This is a genomic window from Devosia sp. A369, assembly GCF_054489345.1.
Genome location: NZ_JBTMWV010000006.1, coordinates 19,873 through 39,238, shown reverse-complemented (window position 1 = coordinate 39,238; position 19,366 = coordinate 19,873). Strand labels below are relative to the sequence as shown.

Annotated in this window: 18 protein-coding genes; 13 read left to right on the top strand and 5 right to left on the bottom strand. The window is 62.2% G+C overall.

Annotated features, from left to right (window positions below; genetic code table 11):
* Positions 1 to 103 precede the first annotated feature (103 nt).
* The 11 genes from ACX3OZ_RS09745 (at position 104) to ACX3OZ_RS09695 (ending at position 12,293) form a co-directional block, all read left to right on the top strand.
* Positions 104 to 814 (top strand): GntR family transcriptional regulator, encoded by a 711-nt coding sequence (locus ACX3OZ_RS09745; RefSeq protein WP_459104483.1) that lies wholly within the window; start codon positions 104 to 106, stop codon positions 812 to 814.
* A 163-nt stretch (positions 815 to 977) separates the two neighbouring features.
* Positions 978 to 2,111, top strand: coding sequence for an NAD(P)/FAD-dependent oxidoreductase (locus tag ACX3OZ_RS09740; protein WP_459097490.1), 1,134 nt, complete (start codon positions 978 to 980; stop codon positions 2,109 to 2,111).
* Entirely contained in the window at positions 2,108 to 3,109 is a 1,002-nt protein-coding gene (locus ACX3OZ_RS09735; protein WP_459104420.1) for an ABC transporter ATP-binding protein, read from the top strand. Before ACX3OZ_RS09740 ends, ACX3OZ_RS09735 begins: the two co-directional genes overlap by 4 nt.
* Entirely contained in the window at positions 3,106 to 4,203 is a 1,098-nt protein-coding gene (locus tag ACX3OZ_RS09730; protein ID WP_459104419.1) for an ABC transporter ATP-binding protein, read from the top strand. The genes ACX3OZ_RS09735 and ACX3OZ_RS09730 overlap by 4 nt, the downstream gene beginning before the upstream one ends.
* Positions 4,204 to 4,304: 101 nt before the next feature.
* Positions 4,305 to 5,801: an ABC transporter substrate-binding protein gene (locus tag ACX3OZ_RS09725; RefSeq protein ID WP_459104418.1), complete on the top strand. Its 1,497-nt coding sequence runs from the start codon at positions 4,305 to 4,307 to the stop codon at positions 5,799 to 5,801.
* Between the two features lie 55 nt (positions 5,802 to 5,856).
* Positions 5,857 to 6,804, top strand: a complete 948-nt coding sequence (locus tag ACX3OZ_RS09720; protein WP_459097494.1) for an ABC transporter permease — start codon at positions 5,857 to 5,859, stop codon at positions 6,802 to 6,804.
* Entirely contained in the window at positions 6,801 to 7,670 is an 870-nt protein-coding gene (locus ACX3OZ_RS09715) for an ABC transporter permease (protein WP_459097495.1), read from the top strand. The genes ACX3OZ_RS09720 and ACX3OZ_RS09715 overlap by 4 nt, the downstream gene beginning before the upstream one ends.
* A gap of 26 nt (positions 7,671 to 7,696) precedes the next feature.
* Positions 7,697 to 9,079, top strand: coding sequence for a M20/M25/M40 family metallo-hydrolase (locus tag ACX3OZ_RS09710; RefSeq protein WP_459097496.1), 1,383 nt, complete (start codon positions 7,697 to 7,699; stop codon positions 9,077 to 9,079).
* Between the two features lie 11 nt (positions 9,080 to 9,090).
* Positions 9,091 to 10,209 (top strand): NAD(P)/FAD-dependent oxidoreductase, encoded by a 1,119-nt coding sequence (locus ACX3OZ_RS09705; RefSeq protein ID WP_459097497.1) that lies wholly within the window; start codon positions 9,091 to 9,093, stop codon positions 10,207 to 10,209.
* Positions 10,210 to 10,218: 9 nt separating this feature from the next.
* A complete protein-coding gene (locus ACX3OZ_RS09700) occupies positions 10,219 to 11,250 on the top strand; it encodes an NAD/NADP octopine/nopaline dehydrogenase family protein (protein WP_459104417.1) in 1,032 nt (343 codons plus the stop codon).
* Between the two features lie 173 nt (positions 11,251 to 11,423).
* On the top strand, positions 11,424 to 12,293 hold the full coding sequence (locus ACX3OZ_RS09695; RefSeq protein ID WP_459097499.1) for a DUF2189 domain-containing protein: 870 nt from the start codon (positions 11,424 to 11,426) through the stop codon (positions 12,291 to 12,293).
* Positions 12,294 to 12,322: 29 nt separating this feature from the next.
* On the opposite strand, the gene ACX3OZ_RS09690 is transcribed toward ACX3OZ_RS09695, so the two are convergent.
* From ACX3OZ_RS09690 to ACX3OZ_RS09670, 5 genes are read right to left on the bottom strand one after another with little or no spacing between them, the layout of a single operon-like run.
* A complete protein-coding gene (locus tag ACX3OZ_RS09690; RefSeq protein ID WP_459104416.1) occupies positions 12,323 to 12,682 on the bottom strand; it encodes a cytochrome C oxidase subunit IV family protein in 360 nt (119 codons plus the stop codon).
* A 5-nt stretch (positions 12,683 to 12,687) separates the two neighbouring features.
* Positions 12,688 to 13,410 carry a heme-copper oxidase subunit III family protein gene (locus ACX3OZ_RS09685; protein ID WP_459097501.1) on the bottom strand — a complete coding sequence of 241 codons (723 nt, stop codon included), beginning with the start codon at positions 13,408 to 13,410 and terminating at the stop codon, positions 12,688 to 12,690.
* Positions 13,407 to 14,126, bottom strand: a complete 720-nt coding sequence (locus tag ACX3OZ_RS09680; RefSeq protein WP_459104415.1) for a cytochrome c oxidase subunit 3 — start codon at positions 14,124 to 14,126, stop codon at positions 13,407 to 13,409. The genes ACX3OZ_RS09685 and ACX3OZ_RS09680 overlap by 4 nt, the downstream gene beginning before the upstream one ends.
* A complete protein-coding gene (locus tag ACX3OZ_RS09675; RefSeq protein ID WP_459097503.1) occupies positions 14,123 to 15,892 on the bottom strand; it encodes a cytochrome c oxidase subunit I in 1,770 nt (589 codons plus the stop codon). Before ACX3OZ_RS09675 ends, ACX3OZ_RS09680 begins: the two co-directional genes overlap by 4 nt.
* Positions 15,893 to 15,940: 48 nt before the next feature.
* Positions 15,941 to 16,732: a cytochrome c oxidase subunit II gene (locus ACX3OZ_RS09670; RefSeq protein ID WP_459097504.1), complete on the bottom strand. Its 792-nt coding sequence runs from the start codon at positions 16,730 to 16,732 to the stop codon at positions 15,941 to 15,943.
* A gap of 534 nt (positions 16,733 to 17,266) precedes the next feature.
* Between ACX3OZ_RS09670 and ACX3OZ_RS09665 the strand changes: the two genes are divergently transcribed.
* Entirely contained in the window at positions 17,267 to 18,367 is a 1,101-nt protein-coding gene (locus ACX3OZ_RS09665) for a glycosyltransferase (RefSeq protein ID WP_459097505.1), read from the top strand.
* Positions 18,364 to 19,362, top strand: coding sequence for a glycosyltransferase family 2 protein (locus tag ACX3OZ_RS09660; RefSeq protein WP_459097506.1), 999 nt, complete (start codon positions 18,364 to 18,366; stop codon positions 19,360 to 19,362). The genes ACX3OZ_RS09665 and ACX3OZ_RS09660 overlap by 4 nt, the downstream gene beginning before the upstream one ends.
* Positions 19,363 to 19,366 lie beyond the last annotated feature (4 nt).

The window sequence follows — 19,366 nt, the reverse complement described above, 5'->3', positions numbered from 1 at the left end:
GCATTTTGCATTCATTTTCGGGGCAGTACAATGGATTTGTATTCGATCTTTTCGAGTGGTAGAGTGCGGACTACCTAAGTTGGGGGCGGGCGGAATGGCCGAAATGGGCGGTGTGGCGGAGGCGGGCGAGGAGGGTGCCCTGCGGTCTGCTGGAGGGTCGCTGCACGAGGAAATCCTGGCTAGCCTGCGGCATTACCTGATCGAGGGCAGTCTGCCTGATGGCGCGCGCATTCCCGAGCGACTGTTGTGCGAAACCATGGGGGTGTCGCGGACGCCCCTGCGCGAGGCGCTCAAGGTTCTGGCGGCCGAAGGGCTGGTGGAGCTCTTGCCTAATCGCGGTGCGCGCGTGCGGGTCTATAATGAGAATGACATCCGCGAAATGTTTGAGGTGATGGGTGGCCTGGAAGCGGTCGCTGGTCGCCTAGCCTGCGAGCGCATAACGGATGCAGAAATTGCGGAGATCGAAAAACTCCATTATGATATGTATTCCAGCTATATGCGGCGGGATCTTCCAGCTTATTTCTCCCTGAATCAGCAGATCCATCAAGCGATCGTCGCCGCCGCGCGCAATGCGGCCCTGGCGGTGACGTATGGCAATTTCACTAGCCGGCTGCAGCGGGTGCGCTACAACGCAAACCGCGAAAATCACAAGGATCGCTGGGGCGAGGCGATGCGGGAGCATGAGCAGATGCTCGACGCTCTACAGCGTCGTGCCGGGCTCGAACTGAGCGACATCATGTTCCGCCATTTGCAGAACAAGCGTGCGGCGGCCCTGCGCTATCTCGGCGGCAATCGCTCCCAAGATCTGGACTGATCATCTGCCCTTATGACCCTCCGCTCGCAGCTTGTTGCGGGCGGTTTTTTTGTGTCGTTCGCGCCGGTGCCCTCCAGTTTGCATATGTGACGAATTTTTGCTTGAAATGAATGCATAATCAGGCATTGTGCGTTTGGAGTGCATTCTCGTGATGGGGGCGACGATGAAAGCGATAGTGGTGGGGGCTGGCGTTATCGGCTCTTCGGTCGCCTATCGTCTGGCTGAGGCCGGCGTGCAGGTTCTGCTGCTCGAAGCCGGCCGGGTTGGCGCCGGCACGTCGCTTGTCAGCTTTGCCTGGGTCAGTGCCTGCGAGAAGGTCGACTCCAATGATCATTTCCGGCTGAACCTTGCCGGCGTCCATGCCCATGCAGCGATCGCCGAAGAGTTTGGCGCTCAGGGAGATTGGTATCGGCGTCCTGGCGCCATCCAGTGGCAGCATGCCGAGCTGGAAGGGCAGGCGGGAGGGCGTGCTGGGCTCAAGCTGTCACGGCTGCAGGAGCTGGGATATCCGGCCGAGCTGCTGACGCGGGCCGATCTTAAGCGTCTGGAGCCTGAACTTGCAGACACCGCCATCGATGAAGGCCACGCCGCAATCCATTATCCTGAAGATGGCTATGTGGAGGCGCCGGTTTTCATCGGGGCGCTGCTGGATGCTGCGGTTCGACGTTATGGCGCCGAGGTGCGGACCCAGACGCGGGTGACGCAGGTCCTGGTTCAGGGTGACCGCGCCGTCGGCGTTACCACTGCCGCCGGCGAGAGCCTGATGGCCGATGTTGTGATCAATTGCGCCGGCCGCTGGGTGAATGATGTGGTGGGCTGCGAGGACTTGCAGGTTCCGCTGGCCCCGACCGTGGGCCTCATTGCCTATACGCCGGCCTTGCCGGCCACCATCCGCAAAATCCTCCGGACCCCAAATCTCAATGTTCGTGCCGACGGTGGTGGCCGGTTGCTGCTCCGCGCCAATGACTTGGACGAAACCGTGGGTATGCACGATCTGCCGAACCCCGCGCATCCGGCGGCGCAGGCGTTGGTGGAGCGCCTTGGTGCGCTGGTGCCGTCTCTGGCCGGCGTTCCGGTGGAGGCCGTTCGCATTGCGGTTCGGCCCATTCCAAAGGGCGGTTTGCCTTGTGTGGGGCCGATCCCCGGCATCGAAAATTATTGGGTGGCGGTCACGCATGGCGGCATCAATACCAGCGCCTTTATCGGGCTGGCCTTGCGCGATGAAATCCTGAGCGGGCGTCCAGCGCCTGAATATGCGCCCTATCGCCCGGCGCGGTTCTTCGAGGCAGCAGCATGACCCAACCGGCTTCCCAACCCCTGCTGACGGTCGAGGATTTCTCCCTGAGTTTTTCCACCTCCGGGTCGGATCACCTGATCGATGGCGTATCATTTTCGGTTTTTCCCGGCCAAACCCTGTGCCTTGTGGGTGAATCCGGCTGCGGCAAGAGCGTCACGTCGCTGGCGCTGATGGGCCTGCTGGCGACCCCGCCTGCCCGTATTGCCAGCGGTCGCGCCATCTTCGAGGGGCAGGATCTGTTCACGATGCCGGATCGGCAGCGCGCCGACCTGCGCGGCAATAGCATGGCGATGATTTTCCAGGAGCCGATGACCTCGCTCAACCCGTCGATGACGGTGGGGCAGCAAATCATCGAGGGCATTCGTCGGCATAGCCGAGTGTCAAAGCAGGATGCCCATGAGCGGGCGCTGGAAATGCTGCGGCTGGTCCGAATTCCAGCGCCGGAAAAGCGGCTGAACGCCTATCCGCACCAAATGTCCGGCGGCATGCGCCAGCGTGCCATGATTGCGATGGCGTTGGCGAATTCGCCCAAGCTGCTCATCGCCGACGAGCCGACGACGGCGCTCGACGTTACCATTCAGGCTCAGATCCTGGCGCTGATCAGCCGGCTGCAAAAGGAAACCGGCACGGCGATGATCCTGATCACCCACGACCTCAGCGTCGTGGCCGAGGTCGCAGATCATGTCGCGGTCATGTATGCCGGCCGCATCGTTGAGACCGGGACCGTGGAGGATATTTTCTCCGACCCACAGCATCCTTATACGCTCGGCCTGTTTGGTTCGGTGCCGTCGCTCGGCCGCCGGACGGGCGCGCTGGCGACGATTGAAGGCTCAGTGCCGCCCCTGTCACTGATGCCCAAGGGGTGCCGCTTCGCCACGCGCTGCCCGTTCGCCGATCAGCGCTGCCATGAGCAGGTGCCGCCCATTTTCACTGCAGCGCCAAACCACCAGGTCGCGTGTTGGTATGCCCCGCTCGAACTGCATGGGAGAACGGCATGACCGCCTCGTCTGTTCCAATTCTTGAAGCGCGCAACTTGGTGAAGCGCTTCGGGCATCCGGCTGGCTTCATGCGCGCATCAAACCTGGTGCATGCGGTTTCCGATGTGTCATTGACCATCGCCCGTGGCGAAACCTTCGCTATCGTCGGGGAATCCGGTTGTGGCAAGTCGACCTTGGGGCGGGCACTGCTGCGTCTGCTGGAGCCCACCTCCGGCCAGGTCTTCTATGAGGGCCGCGAGATCACGGCGCTCAGCCAGCGTGAGATGCGCCGCTTGCGCAGTGAATTGCAGATCATCTTCCAGGACCCCTTTGCGTCGCTCAATCCGCGCATGACGGTTCGGGATATCCTGGCGGAGCCGATCCGCCTGCATCGCCTCGCCAAGGGTAGCGAAGTGAATGATCGGGTGGACGACCTGATGCGTACGGTCGGCCTGCGCCCTGATTGGAGCGATCGCTACGCCCATGAATTCTCCGGCGGGCAGCGGCAGCGCGTCGGCATTGCCCGGGCCTTGGCGGGCGGGCCGAAGCTGATCGTGGGTGACGAGCCGGTTTCGGCCCTCGACGTTTCGATCCAGGCCCAGGTCGTCAATCTACTAGGTGAGCTCAAGCAGAATTTCGGCCTGACGCTGCTGATCGTGGCGCATGACCTCGCGGTCATCCGCCATATGAGCGACCGCGTCGCCGTCATGTATCTGGGCGAGATCGTCGAACTCGCCTCGGCGGACGATGTCTACGAGACGCCGTTGCACCCCTATACCTCGGCGCTGCTGCAGGCGATCCCGGTTTCAGATCCCTCTGCTCGCGGCACGCGCCAATTGCTGCAGGGCGACGTACCGAGCCCGACCGCGCCCCCAACCGGGTGCCTGTTTCACACCCGGTGCCCGCACGCCCGTCTTCGTTGCTCGACCGATCATCCGGAACTCGAGGTGGTGGGGGCAGGGCGGCAGGTCGCCTGTCACTTCTGGCGGGAAATTCAATCTGCGGGGGCAAGCGTGCCATTTCCGGCAGAACGGAGCCCGGCCCTCAAAACGCGGCTGGAGCTTTATCGGGCCCGGCAACGGGAAAAGGAAACGGCCAAGTCGGTGCAAACGTAGGTAGCCCTAGGCCAATTTTCATTCTGATCCGCAAAAAGACACCACGGGCGAGGGGCTCGCGGCGGCATCAGTGGACGACATTAGTGAAGCAGGAGACGTTGATGTTTAAGAAGCTAGCCTTGACTACTATTCTTGCAGCGATGTTGAGCTCGACGGCGTTTGCCGCCAACCTCAATATCGCGATGCAGGACGATCCCGATATTCTCGATCCGCACCGCGCCAATACTTTCGTTGGCCGCCTGGTCTTCGGGCCGATGTGCGATACCCTGTTCGACATCGACACCTCGCTGAACATCGTGCCACGTGTCGTCAGCGAATGGGCCTGGTCGGAGGGTGATACCGTCCTGACCATGACCCTGCGCGACGATGCGCTGTTCCATGATGGCACGCCGGTCAACGCCGAAGCCGTCAAGGCAAACCTCGGCCGCGCCATGACCCTGCCGGAAAGCAACCGCAAGGCCGAGCTGGCCTCGGTGGCCTCCGTCGATGTCCTCGGCGATTATCAGGTGGCGATCACCCTCAAGGCGCCCGATGCCGCCTTCCTCGCCAATCTTACCGACCGCGCCGGCATGCTGATCTCGCCTGCGACCTTCGAGACCACCGGCGAAGGTGGCCTGGTTTGCTCGGGTCCCTACAAGTTTGTCGAGCGCATCCAGAACGATCGTATCGTGATGGAAAAGTTTGCCGACCACTGGGATGCCGACAACTACCACTTCGATACCGTGACCTACCGCCCGATTCCGGACACCACGGTTCGCCTGGCCAACTTGCAGTCGGGCGATCTGCAGATCATCGAGCGCCCGGCGCCGTCGGATATGGAGACCATCAAGAACGATCCGAACCTGGTGTTCGATCTGGTCACCGGCCTTGGTTTTTATGGCGTCAACTTCAACATGGGCAATGGCGACCGCGCCAATAGCCCGATCAACCAGGACAAGCGCCTGCGTGAAGCGCTGAATCTGACCATCGACCGCAACGTGCTCAACGAGGTTCTGGGCGCCGGCACCTATCCGCCTGCCTACCAGCCCTTCTCCAGCGCGTCCTGGTCCTACAATCCCAAATTCGATGGCGGCGGTCGCGATATCGAGCGCGCCAAGCAGTTGATGGCCGAAGCTGGCCATGAGACGGTTTCGTTCGAGATCCTCTACGCCAATAACAGCGCCATGCAGCAGCTCTTCGAACTGGTTCAGGCGATGGCAAGCGAGGCCGGGTTCAACATCACCCTGCGTCCGACCGAGTTCGCCGCCTATGTTGAAGAGCGTGAAGCCGGCAATTTCGACGTCAGCCAGTTTGGCGCTTCGGGTCGTATCGACCCCGACGGCAACTTCCACCGCTACCTCGCCTGCGGCAGCGCCGGCAATGTCGGCGGCTACTGCAATGAAGAGCTGACCGAACTGCTGAACAAGGCGCGCGTCGTCAACGACGTCACCGAGCGCAAGGCACTCTATGACCAGGCGCAGGAAATCGCCCAGCAGGATCTGCCGGCATTGTATTTCTACTACACGCCCCGGACCTGGGCCTACAGCGCCAAGCTCGACGGTATCGCCTCCTATGCCGACGGCGTGTTGCGCCTGGCAGGGGTGAAGCCGAAAGAGTGATCCATATCGAGGCGGCGGTTCTACCGCCGCCTCGACCTGAAACAGGTCCGACTCCATGATCAAGCTCATCCTCCGACGTATCCTGCTCGCCATACCGACGTTGATCATCCTGTCGATGATCATCTTCGGTCTGCAGCGCATGCTGCCGGGCGACCCGATAATGACGATGATGGCGGAGGAGTCCGACCCGCAGGTGCTGGCGTTCCTGCGCGATAAATACCGCCTCGGCGACCCGGTGCCGATCCAATATCTAGCCTGGGTCGGCAATGTGCTGCAGGGCGATTTTGGTCGATCCCTGCGCACCGGGCTGTCCGTGTCCGACATGATCCTGCAGAAGTTGCCGATCACGGTGCAGTTGGCGACGATGGCGATGATCATGGCGATGCTGATCGGCATTCCTGCCGGCATCATCGCCGCCGTGCGCAAGAACACGATCGTCGACTACGCCACCAACACCGTTGCCCTATCGGGGATGTCGATTCCCAATTTCTGGCTGGGCATCATCCTGATCATGGTCGTTGCGGTGAACTGGAAGCTGCTGCCTGCCTCGGGATATGTGCCGATCACGCAGGATTTCTGGCTATCGATCAAGACCATGCTGATGCCGGCCTTTGTCCTGTCGACCGCCGTCGCGGCCTATTTGATGCGCCACACCCGCAGCGCGATGCTGAGCGTGCTCAGTTCTGACTATATCCGCACCGCCCGTGCCAAGGGGCTGCTGAGCAGCGCCGTCATTCTCCGGCATGCGCTCGGTAATGCGCTGATGCCGATCGTCACCCTGGCAACCCTGCTATTCGGCGATCTTCTGGCCGGCGCCGTGCTGACCGAACAGATCTTCGTCATCCCCGGGTTTGGCAAGCTGATCGTCGATGCGGTTTTTACCCGTGACTATGCCGTGGTCCAGGGCGTGGTGCTGTTCACCGCCATCGGCTTCATCGCCATGAACATCCTTGCCGACGTGCTCTACATCCTCATCAATCCCCGTCTCAGGCATCCGCAATGACCGTAGCCGTCCAAGCCGAGGCCGTCGCGCCGCGCCGCCGTTTCCGAGCACTGTCCAAGATTGCCAGCAATCGCGGCGCGCTGGTCGGCGCCGCCATCGTCCTGTTTTTCGTCGTGCTGGCGGTTTTTGCTCCTGTTTTCGCCACCCACGATCCATTCGCCACCGCCTTCACCGATGTTCGCAAGCCACCCTCGGCCAACTTCATCCTGGGCACCGATGAAATTGGCCGCGATATCTACAGCCGGCTGCTTTACGGCGCCCGTGCGTCGCTGATGGCGGGCGTGGTTTCGGTTTCCATTGCGCTGGCAATCGGCGTGCCATTGGGATTGCTTGCCGGCTATTTTGGTGGCTTGGTCGATGGCACGATCTCGCGGGTGATCGAAGCCTTGCTGGCCATTCCGTCGCTGATCCTGGCGATTGCCCTGGCGGCAACTCTTGGCCCCAGCCTGACCAATGCCATGTTCGCCATCGGCATCGCGGCAACGCCGATCTTCGTCCGCTTGACCCGAGGGCAGGTGCTCGCGGTCAAGACCGAGGACTATGTCGAGGGCGCGCACGCGATCGGCCTGCCGCACTTCCTGATCATCATCCGCTACATCCTGCCCAATGTGATGTCCCCCATCGTGGTGCAGGCGACGATCACCGTCGCCACGGCGATCATTGCCGAAGCCAGCCTGTCGTTTCTGGGGCTCGGGCAACAGCCACCCAACCCCTCCTGGGGATCGATGCTCAATACCGCCAAGAATTTCATGACCCAGGCTCCGTGGATGTCGATCTTTCCCGGCGGCGCGATCTTTCTCGTCGTCCTGGGCTTCAACCTGCTCGGTGATGGCCTGCGTGATGCGCTGGACCCACGCGCCAACTAATCGAAACTTCAAGGACTAGACCGCTCATGACCGTACGTGTTGCCGATCACTTGGAAACTCAGCTCGATGCCATCATTGGCCGGCTGGCAGAATATGTCGCCTGTGCCAGCGTCAGCGCCGATCCCGCTTTCGAGGCAGGCATGCAGGGCGCGCGCGAGTTTCTGCTCCGTCGCATGGGCGAAATCGGCATGGAGAACATCCAACTGCTGGACGGTGGTGGTCACAAGGCGGTCTATGCCGATTGGCTGCATGCCCCCGGCAAGCCGACGCTGATCGTTTATGGCCACTATGACGTCCAGCCGCCCGATCCGCTGTCGGCCTGGGAGACCGATCCGTTCGTCCTGACCCAGAAAGGCGACCGCCTTTACGGCCGTGGCGCCTCGGATAACAAGGGTTCCTCGACCATCGCCATCGAAAGCCTCGCGGCCTATCTGGCGATCGAGGGCGGCTTTCCATTCAATGTCCGTTGCCTGTTCGAGGGTGAGGAAGAGGTCGGCGCCGTGACGCTGCCGGTGATTTTCGAACGCTATCGCGACCTGTTGCAGGGGGACATGGTCCTCTCTGCCGATGGCGGGCGAAACGGGTTCTGGCCAGCCATCAATGTCGGCTGCCGTGGCGTCAACGCCCTGGAAGTTACGCTCAAGACCTCGGCCGTGCGCGACCTGCATTCGGGCCGTTATGGCGGCACCACCCGCAACGCCTTGCACGATATGACGCGCCTGCTGTCGTCCCTGCATGATGCGGAAGGCCGCGTGGTCGTTGACGGCTTTCTGCCCGAGGCTTCGCTGCCCAGCACTGAGGCCCGTCGCCATGTCGCCGAACTGGGCATGGACGAAGACGAATTCTTCGCCAGCTTTGGCGGCGTGCCGCACGGCTATCCGGAATATTCGGCCGTTGAACGGCTGATGCTCATGCCCACTCTTGAGCTCAACGGTATCTGGGGTGGCTATACCGGCCCAGGCTCCAAGACCGTCATTCCCAATGAGGCCCACGCAAAAATTACCATTCGTCTGGTGCCGGGCCAGGATCCCCAGATCGCTGCGAATGCCGTCATCGCGCATCTTGAGGCACACAAGCCTGTTGGCACCAGCCTCGACATCACTTCGGATCGCAATGGCGCACCGGCCTATAATTTGGCCGAGGACAGCCCTCTGGTGATTGCGGCCGATCGGGTGCTCCGTGACGTAACCGGGCAAACCCCGGTCCGGGTGCGTAGCGGCGGCACGTCGCCCATTACCTCCACCATTCGGACCGAGCTTGGCATCGATACGCTGATGTTCGGCTTCAGCCTGCCGGCCGACGGCGTCCACGCGCCCAACGAATCCTATGCGATCCAAAGCATCCGCGAAGGCATTCGCTGCTGGCCGCTGATGCTGGCTGAGCTGGGTCGCGTCTGGGCAGAAGAATAAGGATCGAGAGCATGAAAGTCATTGTCGTCGGAGCCGGGATCATCGGTTCATCCATCGCCTTCCGCATGGCGGAAGCGGGGGCAGAAGTCGTCCTGGTAGAAGCCAATCGGGTGGGCAGCGGCACCTCGTCGACGAGCTATGCCTGGGTCAATGCCTGCGAGAAGCTGACCTCCAAGGCCTATTTCGAACTCAATATGGCCGGGGTCCGCTCGCATCGCCGTGTCGCCGAGGAATTTGCGGGCGCCAACTGGCTGCATCGTCCGGGCGTGGTGCAGTGGCAGGACGCCGGTGCCGAGGCCGCGGGCTTCGATGAGGGCGATTTCGACAAGCTGGAGCGGCTCAAACAGTGGGGCTATCCGGCTGAAACCATCGATCGCCAGACGCTGGCCGAACTCGAACCCGATGTCGACCTGAGCACATTCAACGAGACCGGTGCGATCTACTATCCCGAGGACGGCTGGCTCGATGCTCCGGTTTACGCTGGTGCCATGGTGCAGGCAGGCATCGCCAGGCACGGACTGGAACTGGTCTATGGCAAGGTCACCGGGCTCGTCGTCCGCGACAACGCGGCGCGCGGGGTAACCCTGGACACGGGCGCGGTGATCGAAGCCGATCTTGTCGTCAATAGCGGCGGCCGATGGGCCAACGAGGTGGTCGGCGTACCGGATTATGAATTGCCACTAGCCCCCACGGTCGGGCTGATCGCCTATACCGTCAGTTGTGACACGAGCCTGCGCCACGGCCTGCGCACGCCGCTGGTCAATTGCCGTCCCGATGGGGCAGGGCGCATTCTCCTGCGCGCCAATGATATCGACAAGACCGTACCCGCCGATGCCGATCCGGTGCCATCGCACCCGGCCGCCCAGCAATTGCTGGCGCGCGTCACGGAATTGATGCCGGCGCTCAAGGGCGTGCATGTGGAAGCGGTTCGGACCGCCATTCGTCCCATCCCGCGCGACGGGCTTTCCGCCATCGGGCCCCATCCCGCTCTCAAGGACTACTACGTGACTGTGACGCATAGCGGCGTCACCCTTGGCGCCTTCATCGGCGAGGCCGTGACAGCGGAGCTGGTGCATGGGCGCGACGTGCCCGAGCTGGCCGAGTTCCGTCCCTCTCGCTTTTTCAACTAGGAGCGGGTCATGCGGGTCGCCATTCTTGGCGCTGGAGCGATCGGCTTCGCCAGCGCAGCCTATCTCATGGAGCGCGGCCATCAGGTCGCCCTGTGGTCGCCTTCGGGGCGCAGTACCCTTGCCCTGAAACAGCAGGCGTTGCACTGCGAAGGACTGGTCGAAGGCGAGTACAGACCCGAGATCGCCGCTGACATAGCAAGCGCGATTTCCGGGGCGACAGCTATCCTCATCGCCTTGCCGGCCAATGGCCACCGGATGGTCTATGACGCCTTGGCCGAGTCGGTTTCTCCAGGCCAAACCATCATCATCAACGCGCATCCGGCCCTGGGCGGTTTCCACCTGCTGCAGCAGCTTGAGGCGGCTCAGTTGCAGGTTCCGGTTGTCGCCTGGGGGACGACGTTGCTGCGCGCGCGGCGCGTCGGGGAGACCGGGGTTCGGATCAACACCATACGCAAGCGCATCGACGTCGCAACGGCCCCGGCCAATGACATTGGCGCCATTTCGCTTTGCCGTGAATTGTTCGGTGACCATTTTGAACCGCGGGCCAACCTGCTGGCCATCTCACTATCCAACCTCAATCCCCAAAGCCATCTGGCCCTGGCGCTCACCAATTTCACCCGGATGGAGCGTGGCGAGGCCTGGGGGCAAAGTGAAAACCTGACGCCATCCGTCGCCCGCCTGATGGACGCACTGGACCGCGAACGTCTGGCCATTGCCGATGCCCTGGGCCTCTCGGTGCGTACGGCGGCCGAGCACTACCATTTGAGCTACAATATCCCACTGGCGCCCTTGCCGGAGATGGCAGACACCATCCGGGCCATGGGTCCGGGCCAACTCGGGCCGACCAAAGCCGACAGCCGTTACGTGCTGGAAGACGCGCCATTCGGCCTGATGCCCCTGGTTCGCCTGGGCGAGGCAGTCGGTGTCCCTCCGGTCCTGCACCGGGCCGGCCTCGACCTGCTATCCGCTCTCTATGCGCGAGATTTTGCGGCGGAGAATGACCTGAAGTTGGATATGGCCAGCCTGGGAATACTCAAATAAACCAAGCCTCTACATAAGAGTTTTGATGCTTTGGTGCGGACCAGCCAACGAGCTGACATGGCGAGCCATCGGCGCTACTATGGCGGTATAGGTCGCGTAGGCGTGGCCAAGAAGTTTGTCCTGGCGGAAACACGCTGCCGACGGCCGGTTCATGGCGCGTTTGGGAGGACAACATGTTGCCATCTCGCAGAGGCACCGGCGTTGTCGTCGGGCACAGTGCTATCCCCGAAATCCGCAAGATCGGCACGGGTGATGTCGTGGACGCCCTCAGGCATGGCTTCGATGATTTCTGGCAGCATCCATCGCACTACGTCTTTGCCGGGTTGATCTATCCCATAGTGATGACGGTGCTGGCATTCTGGATTTCCGGGCAGAACGTGTTGCCACTATTATACCCGCTGGCCTCTGGTTTCGCCCTGCTTGGACCCTTCGTGGCCCTGATTTTCTATGAGATCAGCCGACGTCAGGAGCTTGGTCTTGATGCGTCCTGGAAACATGGCTTCGAAGTTTTTCGATCGCCCGCCCTGCTATCCATCGCCACATTGGGCCTGGTGTTGGGCGTGTTGTTCGTCACCTGGCTGATCGCTGCGCAGGTGCTGTTCGCGGGCCTGTTCGGCAACGCCCTGCCGAGCTCGCTGTCGGCCTTGTTCTACGAGGTTTTCACCACGACCAATGGTCGGATCCTGATCGTCGCCGGCAATGTCATCGGGCTGTTGTTCGCTATTGAGGTTCTGGGCATTTCGGTGGTGTCCTTCCCGCTGATGCTCGACCGGCATGTCAGCCCCAGCCTGGCCATCGCCACGTCCATCAGGGCCAGCTTGGCCAATCCGGTTCCTGTAGCGCTGTGGGGCCTGATTGTGGCGGTATCGCTAGCCGTGGGCATGGCGACGCTGTTCATCGGATTTGTGATTATTATGCCGGTGCTGGGCCATGCCACATGGCATCTTTATCGCAAACTGATCGTGCCGCAGGCCGGCCGGCAAGCCCGCACGCGAAGGTCGCAATCCGCCGCGCCGACCCGGCGGTCACCTGGCACGATCTGAATCCTGCGCTCACAGTGACGCGCTGGGGCTTATGTTCCCCCATTGAGGAATAGCACGCGGGTCATCTGCGTGTAGCTGGCCTCAAATGCCATCAGCATGACGAAGACCAGGATCAACACCGGGGGCACCAGAATGGCGTAGCTCAGCGCCAGCCGCTCCCAGCGCATATGCATGAAGATCGAAACGATCAGCCCGGACTTGAGGGCCATCAAGGCCAGGATCAATCCCCAGCGCAACAGGCCCTGGAACTGCAGGATATCGACCAAGTATGAGCCGACGCTGAGCACGAACAGCCACGCCCATACCACCAGGTACAGGCGGATCGGGTGCTGCTGACTCTCAGCGTGGGTGGATGTCGGCGGAGCGGAGGCGGTCGCGCTATGATTCATCTGGCTCACCACAGGTAAAACAAGGCAAAAATGAACACCCACACCAGATCGACGAAGTGCCAGTAAAGGCCCATGATTTCGACGATCTCGTAGCGCCCCTTGCGGGCGGTAAAGAAGCCGGGGCGGCCGCTATCGAAATCACCCCGCCAGACTTTGCGGGCGACGATCAGCAGGAAGATGACGCCGATGCTGACATGGGTGCCGTGAAAGCCCGTGATCATGAAGAAAATGGCGCCGAACTGTTGCGCGCCAAACGGGTTCTCCCAGGGCCGAACGCCCTCAGAAATCAGCTTGCTCCATTCAAACGCCTGCATGCCCACAAAGAGTGCACCGAATGCGGCGGTCAGCAGCATCAGGATGGCGGTTTTCTTACGGTCGCGCCGGTAGCCGAAATTGACCGCGATGGCCATGGTGCCGCTCGAGGTGATCAGCACGAAGGTCATGATGGCGATGAGCAGCAGCGGGAAATGCTGGCCGGCGATCTCCAGCGCGAACACCTCGCTGGCATTGGGCCAGGGCGCGGTCGTGGACAGGCGCGTCGTCATGTAGGAGAGCAGGAAGCAGCCGAAGATGAAGGTGTCGCTCAGCAGGAACACCCACATCATCACCTTGCCCCAGGAGGCGGTCTTGAACGAGCGCTGGTCCGAGGACCAGTCGGAGACGATGGAGCGCCAGCCCGGCGTCGGTGCCGGCGTGACATCAGGTGGCGTCGCAACATGATCGTTCATGGTCGGCCTCCTTGGGACAATAGCTGGCCGCACAGCGCCAGGAACTCGCCAGCCGAGCCCGACAGCACCCCGAGCAGCAGCGCCCAGATCAGCAGCATGAACAGCCAATAGGTGGCGGATAGCTCGACGCTGAGACGGATGCGCTCGGGCCGATCATGTCGCCTGATCCGCTCGAACGTGCCGGCGAGTGCAAACATGCCGCCGATCACGTGCAGGGCATGGGCTGCCGTCATCAGGTAGAAGAAACTGGCGGCCGGTCCGGAATTGACGAAGTTGCCGCTGCCCACCAGCATCCGCCAGGCCAGGAGTTGGCCGGCGAGGAACAGCACGGCGCACCCGCTCGCCACGAGCACGCCCGCGCGCAGGCTTGCGGTGGCGCCGCGCGCCAAAGCGGCCAACGACCATTCCAGAGCCAGTCCGGTGCCGAGCAGCACCAGCGTATTGGGCCAGACAATCCAGGGCAGGGCCATATCTCGCCAGTCTGAACCCTCGGAGCGCAGCAGATAGCCGGTCATCAGCAGGGCGAAGAGCGACCCCACGACGGCCAGAAACACGCCCAGTCCGACCTGCGCCGGTGCATAGGGCGAGGGATTGGTGGCCGCCACGCCGCCGGCCTGATCGACCTGCAACCAGGGCTTGGCGAATATTCCGTGCCGCGACAGCCACCATCCCACGATGAGGGTCAGGATGGCGATGAAGCCAAGGATCGCGCTCATGCCGCGCCTCCCTTGGTCAGCGCGCCCGGCTCGTTCTGGGGGATGAAATCCTCCTTGGCCCCCGGCACGCTGTAATCATACGCCCAGCGATAGACCAGCGGCTGATGCTCGCCCCAATTGCCGTGGGCCGGCGGAGTCTGCGGGGTCTGCCACTCCAGCGTGGTCGCGCGCCAGGGATTGGGCCCCGACGGCTTGCCGTGACGCAGGCTCCAGATCAGGTTGAACACAAACACGATCTGCGCGAAGCCGACGATGAAGGCCATAATGGAAATGAAGGCGTTCAGCGTGTGCGCCGATTCCGGCATGATCATGATGTCGGCAGTGTCGAAATAGCGGCGGGGCAGGCCCATCAGGCCCAGATAGTGCATGGGAAAGAAGATGAGATAGGCGCCGAGGAACGTCACCCAGAAATGGAACTTGGCCAGGGTGTCGCCGAGCATCCGGCCGGTGACCTTGGGATACCAGTGATAGATGGCCCCAAAGATCACAAGGATCGGCGCCACCCCCATCACCATATGGAAGTGGGCGACCACGAACAGGGTGTCGGAGAGCGGCACGTCGACCACCACATTGCCCAGAAACAGCCCAGAAAGACCGCCATTGACGAAGGTGACGATAAAGCCGAGCGCGAACAGCATGGGTGGGGTGAAGTGGATGTCGCCCCGCCACAGGGTCAGCACCCAATTATAGACCTTGATCGCGGTCGGCACGGCGATGACCAGGGTGGTGGTGGCAAAGAAGAACCCGAAATAGGGGTTCATGCCGCTCACATACATATGGTGGGCCCAGACCACGAAGCTGAGCACGCCAATGCCGACGATGGCCCAGACCATCATCCGGTAACCAAAAATATTGCGCCGCGCATGCGTACTGATCAGGTCGGAGACGATGCCGAAAGCGGGGAGGGCGACGATATAGACCTCGGGGTGGCCGAAGAACCAGAACAGGTGCTGAAACAGGATCGGGCTGCCCCCGCCATAGCTGAGCAGCTCGCCCATTTCCACGAGGGTCGGCATGAAGAAGCTGGTGCCCAAATATTTGTCGAACAGCATCATGACCGAGGCGACGAACAAGGCCGGGAAGGCAAGTAGGGCCATCACGGTGGCGACGAAAATGCCCCAGATGGTGAGCGGCAGGCGCATCAGTGTCATGCCCCGCGCCCGCGCCTGCAGCACGGTCACCGTGTAATTGAGGCCTCCCATGGTGAAGCCGATGATGAAGATGATCAGCGACACCAGCATCAGCATGATGCCCCATTGCTGGCCCGGCGTGTTGGAGAGGATGGCCTGCGGCGGATACAGCGTCCAGCCGGCGCCGGTCGGGCCGCCCGGGACGAAGAAGCTGATCACCAGCAGCATCACCGCGACGAAATAGAGCCAGAAGCTGAGCATGTTGGCGTAGGGAAACACCATGTCCCGCGCGCCCACCATTAGCGGGATGAGGTAATTGCCGAAGCCGCCCAGGAACAGCGCGGTCAGCAGATAAACCACCATGATCATGCCGTGCATGGTGATGATCTGGTAGTAACGATCGGCATCGATAAAATCGACCAGGCCCGGAAACCCGAGCTGCAGGCGGATCAGCCAGGACAAGACCAGCGCGACAAAGCCGATCGCCAGCGCCGTCACCGCATACTGGACGGCGATGACCTTGGCGTCCTGCGAGAAGACATACTTCGTCCACCAGCTGCGCGGGTGGTAAAGCTCCATATCCTCGATTTCGGCGAGCGGCGCCGATGCGCTCGCGTCATGCGGGATGTCGACCATAAATTCCTCCCCAAGTCTCCTCTTCAAGGCCCTGCGGGCGTTTCGCGCTCAGAGGGCGAGGCTGGCAAAGGTGATCTGCTCCGTCAGCCATTCCTGGTACTCCTCGTCGGTAACAACCCTCACCACACCGCGCATGAACGGGTGTCCCGTGCCGCACAGTTCCGCGCAGAGAATTTCGTAGGATCCGGTGTGGGTCGGCGTCACCCAGAAATAGGTGACCGAGCCCGGGATCATGTCCATCTTCGCCCGGAATTCCGGGACATAGAAATCATGCAGGACGTCGATCGACCGCAATAGAAACCGCACTGGCCGGTCCACGGGAAGCACGAGCTCTGTTCCTTCGAGCAGCACGTCGTCTTGCCCGAACGGATCAGCCGGACTGACGCCCAGCGTATTGTCGAAATCGACCAGGCTATTGTCGGCAGCACCAAGCTTGCCGTCTGCGCCTGGCAGCCGGAAGCTCCATAGCCATTGCTGGCCAATCACTTCCACATCAGTCGCCGTTTCGGGCACCTCGATGAACTGGGCCCAGACAAACAGGCCCGGAGTCAGCATCGCGATCACCCCGCCAGCGGTGATGGCGGTCAACCAGCCTTCCAGCCGCCGGTTTTCGGGTTCATAGGCGGCTTTGCGGCCTTCCACATGCCGGAAACGAAACAGACAGTAAGCGACAAACAGCAGGACGGCTGAAAACACCGCGCCGGTGATCCAGAATGTCAGCACCGTGGTGTCGTCGATATAGCCCCAGTTCGATGCCAGCGGCGAGAACCACCACGGGCTCAAAAAGTGGAACAGCAACGATCCGACGACGATGAGCACAAGGATGAGTGCAATGGCCATCGTACACTCACCTCCCTTTCGGCAGGCGAGTTCGAAATGCGCGGACCAGTCCGATTGGGTGATATGCTAACCGACCCAGGCGGCCGTCATGTCGTATGCTCATTCGCATGGCCACGCTCCTTGCATCACCTTCAGTGACTCAGTGCAGGAACAGACTCGACGCAAGAAAATGGGCCACAGTTACTTTGATGAGCAACCCACTCCATTGCAGGCTCTCACTGACTAGGGCGAATGTCAACTTGCTGTCGCGCCGTCCGAAACACCGGCACGACTATCCCCGCCAACGAGCCGCCGCGCTGGATTAGGGCTCTTTCGTGGCATGCGCTCTGCGCATCACAGTGTCACCCCGGGTCAGGTTGACCCTATCGGCCGTGCGTCCTCAACTCGCCGTTCATTCCCATCGCCTCGGTGAAGGGACATGCCAGCGGCAGTCGCTGCCGGCCAGTCGGCCCCTTGAGCATACGCCTCGCTCGGGACAGGAGACGCTATTTGCCAAGGATATTGTATCTCGTTCACAACCTTGCGGACCCGGCGGTGGCACGGCGCGTCGCCATGTTCCGGGCAGGGGGCGCCGAGGTCGAAATCGCCGGGTTTCGGCGTGGCGACGCGCCGCCGCCGACGTTGCCAATCGACACCGTAGTAGAACTCGACATCACCCATGACGGCCGCATGCTGCACCGGCTCGCGGCGACACTGGGTGCCGCCTGGCGCGCACCCAACTGGTCGCGGTCGCTGCGCCGCCCCGATGTGATCGTGGCGCGCAATCTTGAAATGCTGGGGGTGGCCAGCCGCTTGCTCGGGTTGTGGGACCATGCGCCGACCCTAATCTACGAATGCCTGGACCTCCATCGCCTGATGCTGCGGCCGGACCGGATCGGTCAGGCCATGCGCGCACTCGAACAAAGACTGATGCGGAGCGTCGACCTCCTGATCACCAGTTCCCCCGCCTTTCTGCGCCATCATTTCGACATCCATGGCGCGCCACCGGCGCTGCTGGTGGAAAACAAGGTGTTTGCGCCCGACATCGGTGATTTGGGCCGCAATCCGGCTCTGCGCGAAGAGGTCTCGCCCATTCGCATCGGCTGGTTCGGCGCCCTGCGCTGCAACAAGTCGCTGGCGGCGCTTGCCGCGCTGTCGCGCCAGTTGGACGGGCAGCTTAAGGTTACCCTGGCCGGCCAACCGGCGCTGACCGAGTTCGACCACTTTCACGCGACGACAAGCGCGGCGCCGCATCTCGCCTATGGTGGGGCCTTTCGCTACCCCACCGATTTGCCCGCGCTTTATTCGGGCGTGCACTTCGTCTGGGCGATCGACTTCTTTGAAGCGGGGCTCAATTCGAGCTGGCTGCTGCCCAACCGCCTCTATGAGGGTTGTCTCAACGGCGCCATCCCCATCGCCCTGGCCGGCACGGAAACAGCGGCCTTCATCCAGCGGCTCGGCATTGGCATCGAAGTGCCTGATATTTCGCAACAAACGCTGGTCGATATGCTCAAGGGCATGACCGCTGAGCGCATTCGGCAACTGGCGGCCGCGGTCGCGGCGCAGGATGAAGCGACATTTCGATGCGATGTGCAGGACTGCATTGACCTTGTCACGCGCCTTGCCGGCAAGCCCGCCCTGGAGGTCGCAGCATGAGCGCCCGCACCATCATCGTCATTCCCACCTTGAACGAAGCGCGGCATATCGGCCCCTTGCTGGACGCGCTACTGGTCGAGGCTGAGGCGCTCGACGCAACTGTCATCGTCGCCGACGGCGGCAGTACGGATGGTACAGCCGATATCGTGGCGCAGCGCGCGCTGACGGCACCGCGAGTCGCATTGATGCACAACCCGCACCGTATCCAGAGCGCGGCGATCAACCTGGCGGTGCAGGAGTTTGGCGACGGCGTCGATTATCTCATCCGCATCGACGCGCATGGCGCCTATCCGCCGGATTATTGTCGGACGCTGGTCGCCGAGGCCGAGGAGCGGCAGGTCGGCAGCGTCGTCGTGCCCATGACCACCGTTGGCGTTGCACCATTCCAGCGCGCCGTGGCCACAGCGCAGAACTCAGCCATCGGCACCGGGGGCTCCGCCCATCGGACGGGCTTGGGCAGCGGGTCGGTCGATCACGGCCATCATGCGCTGATGCGCGTGGACGCCTTTCGCGGCGTGGGTGGCTACGACCAGAGCTTCCGCTTCAACGAGGATGCGGAGCTTGACTACCGCTTGCGGCAGGCCGGGCAGACCATCTGGCTCACCGAGCGCACCGCCATGACCTACTATCCGCGCTCGACGGTTGGTGGGTTGTTCCGGCAGTATTTTGGCTATGGCGGGGGCAGGGCACGCAATATCCTCAAGCACCGCATGCGCCCACGTCTGCGTCAGCTGATGCCACTCGCCATCCTGCCGGTGGTGCTGCTGGCGGCATTGTCCCTCTGGCATTGGGGCTTTTTGGTGCCCCTCGCCCTGTGGGGCCTAGGCTGCATTGCGTTGGGCATGCACGCGGCGCGAACACACTACCCGCAACAGGGCATGCCGATGGTGCTGTCGCCGTTGGTGGGTCTGGCGGCGATGATCATGCATTTGGCCTGGTCGTCCGGCTTCTGGGCCCATGTGGCGCAGCGGCCGTTTCGGCGGGAAACGGTGTGAGCGC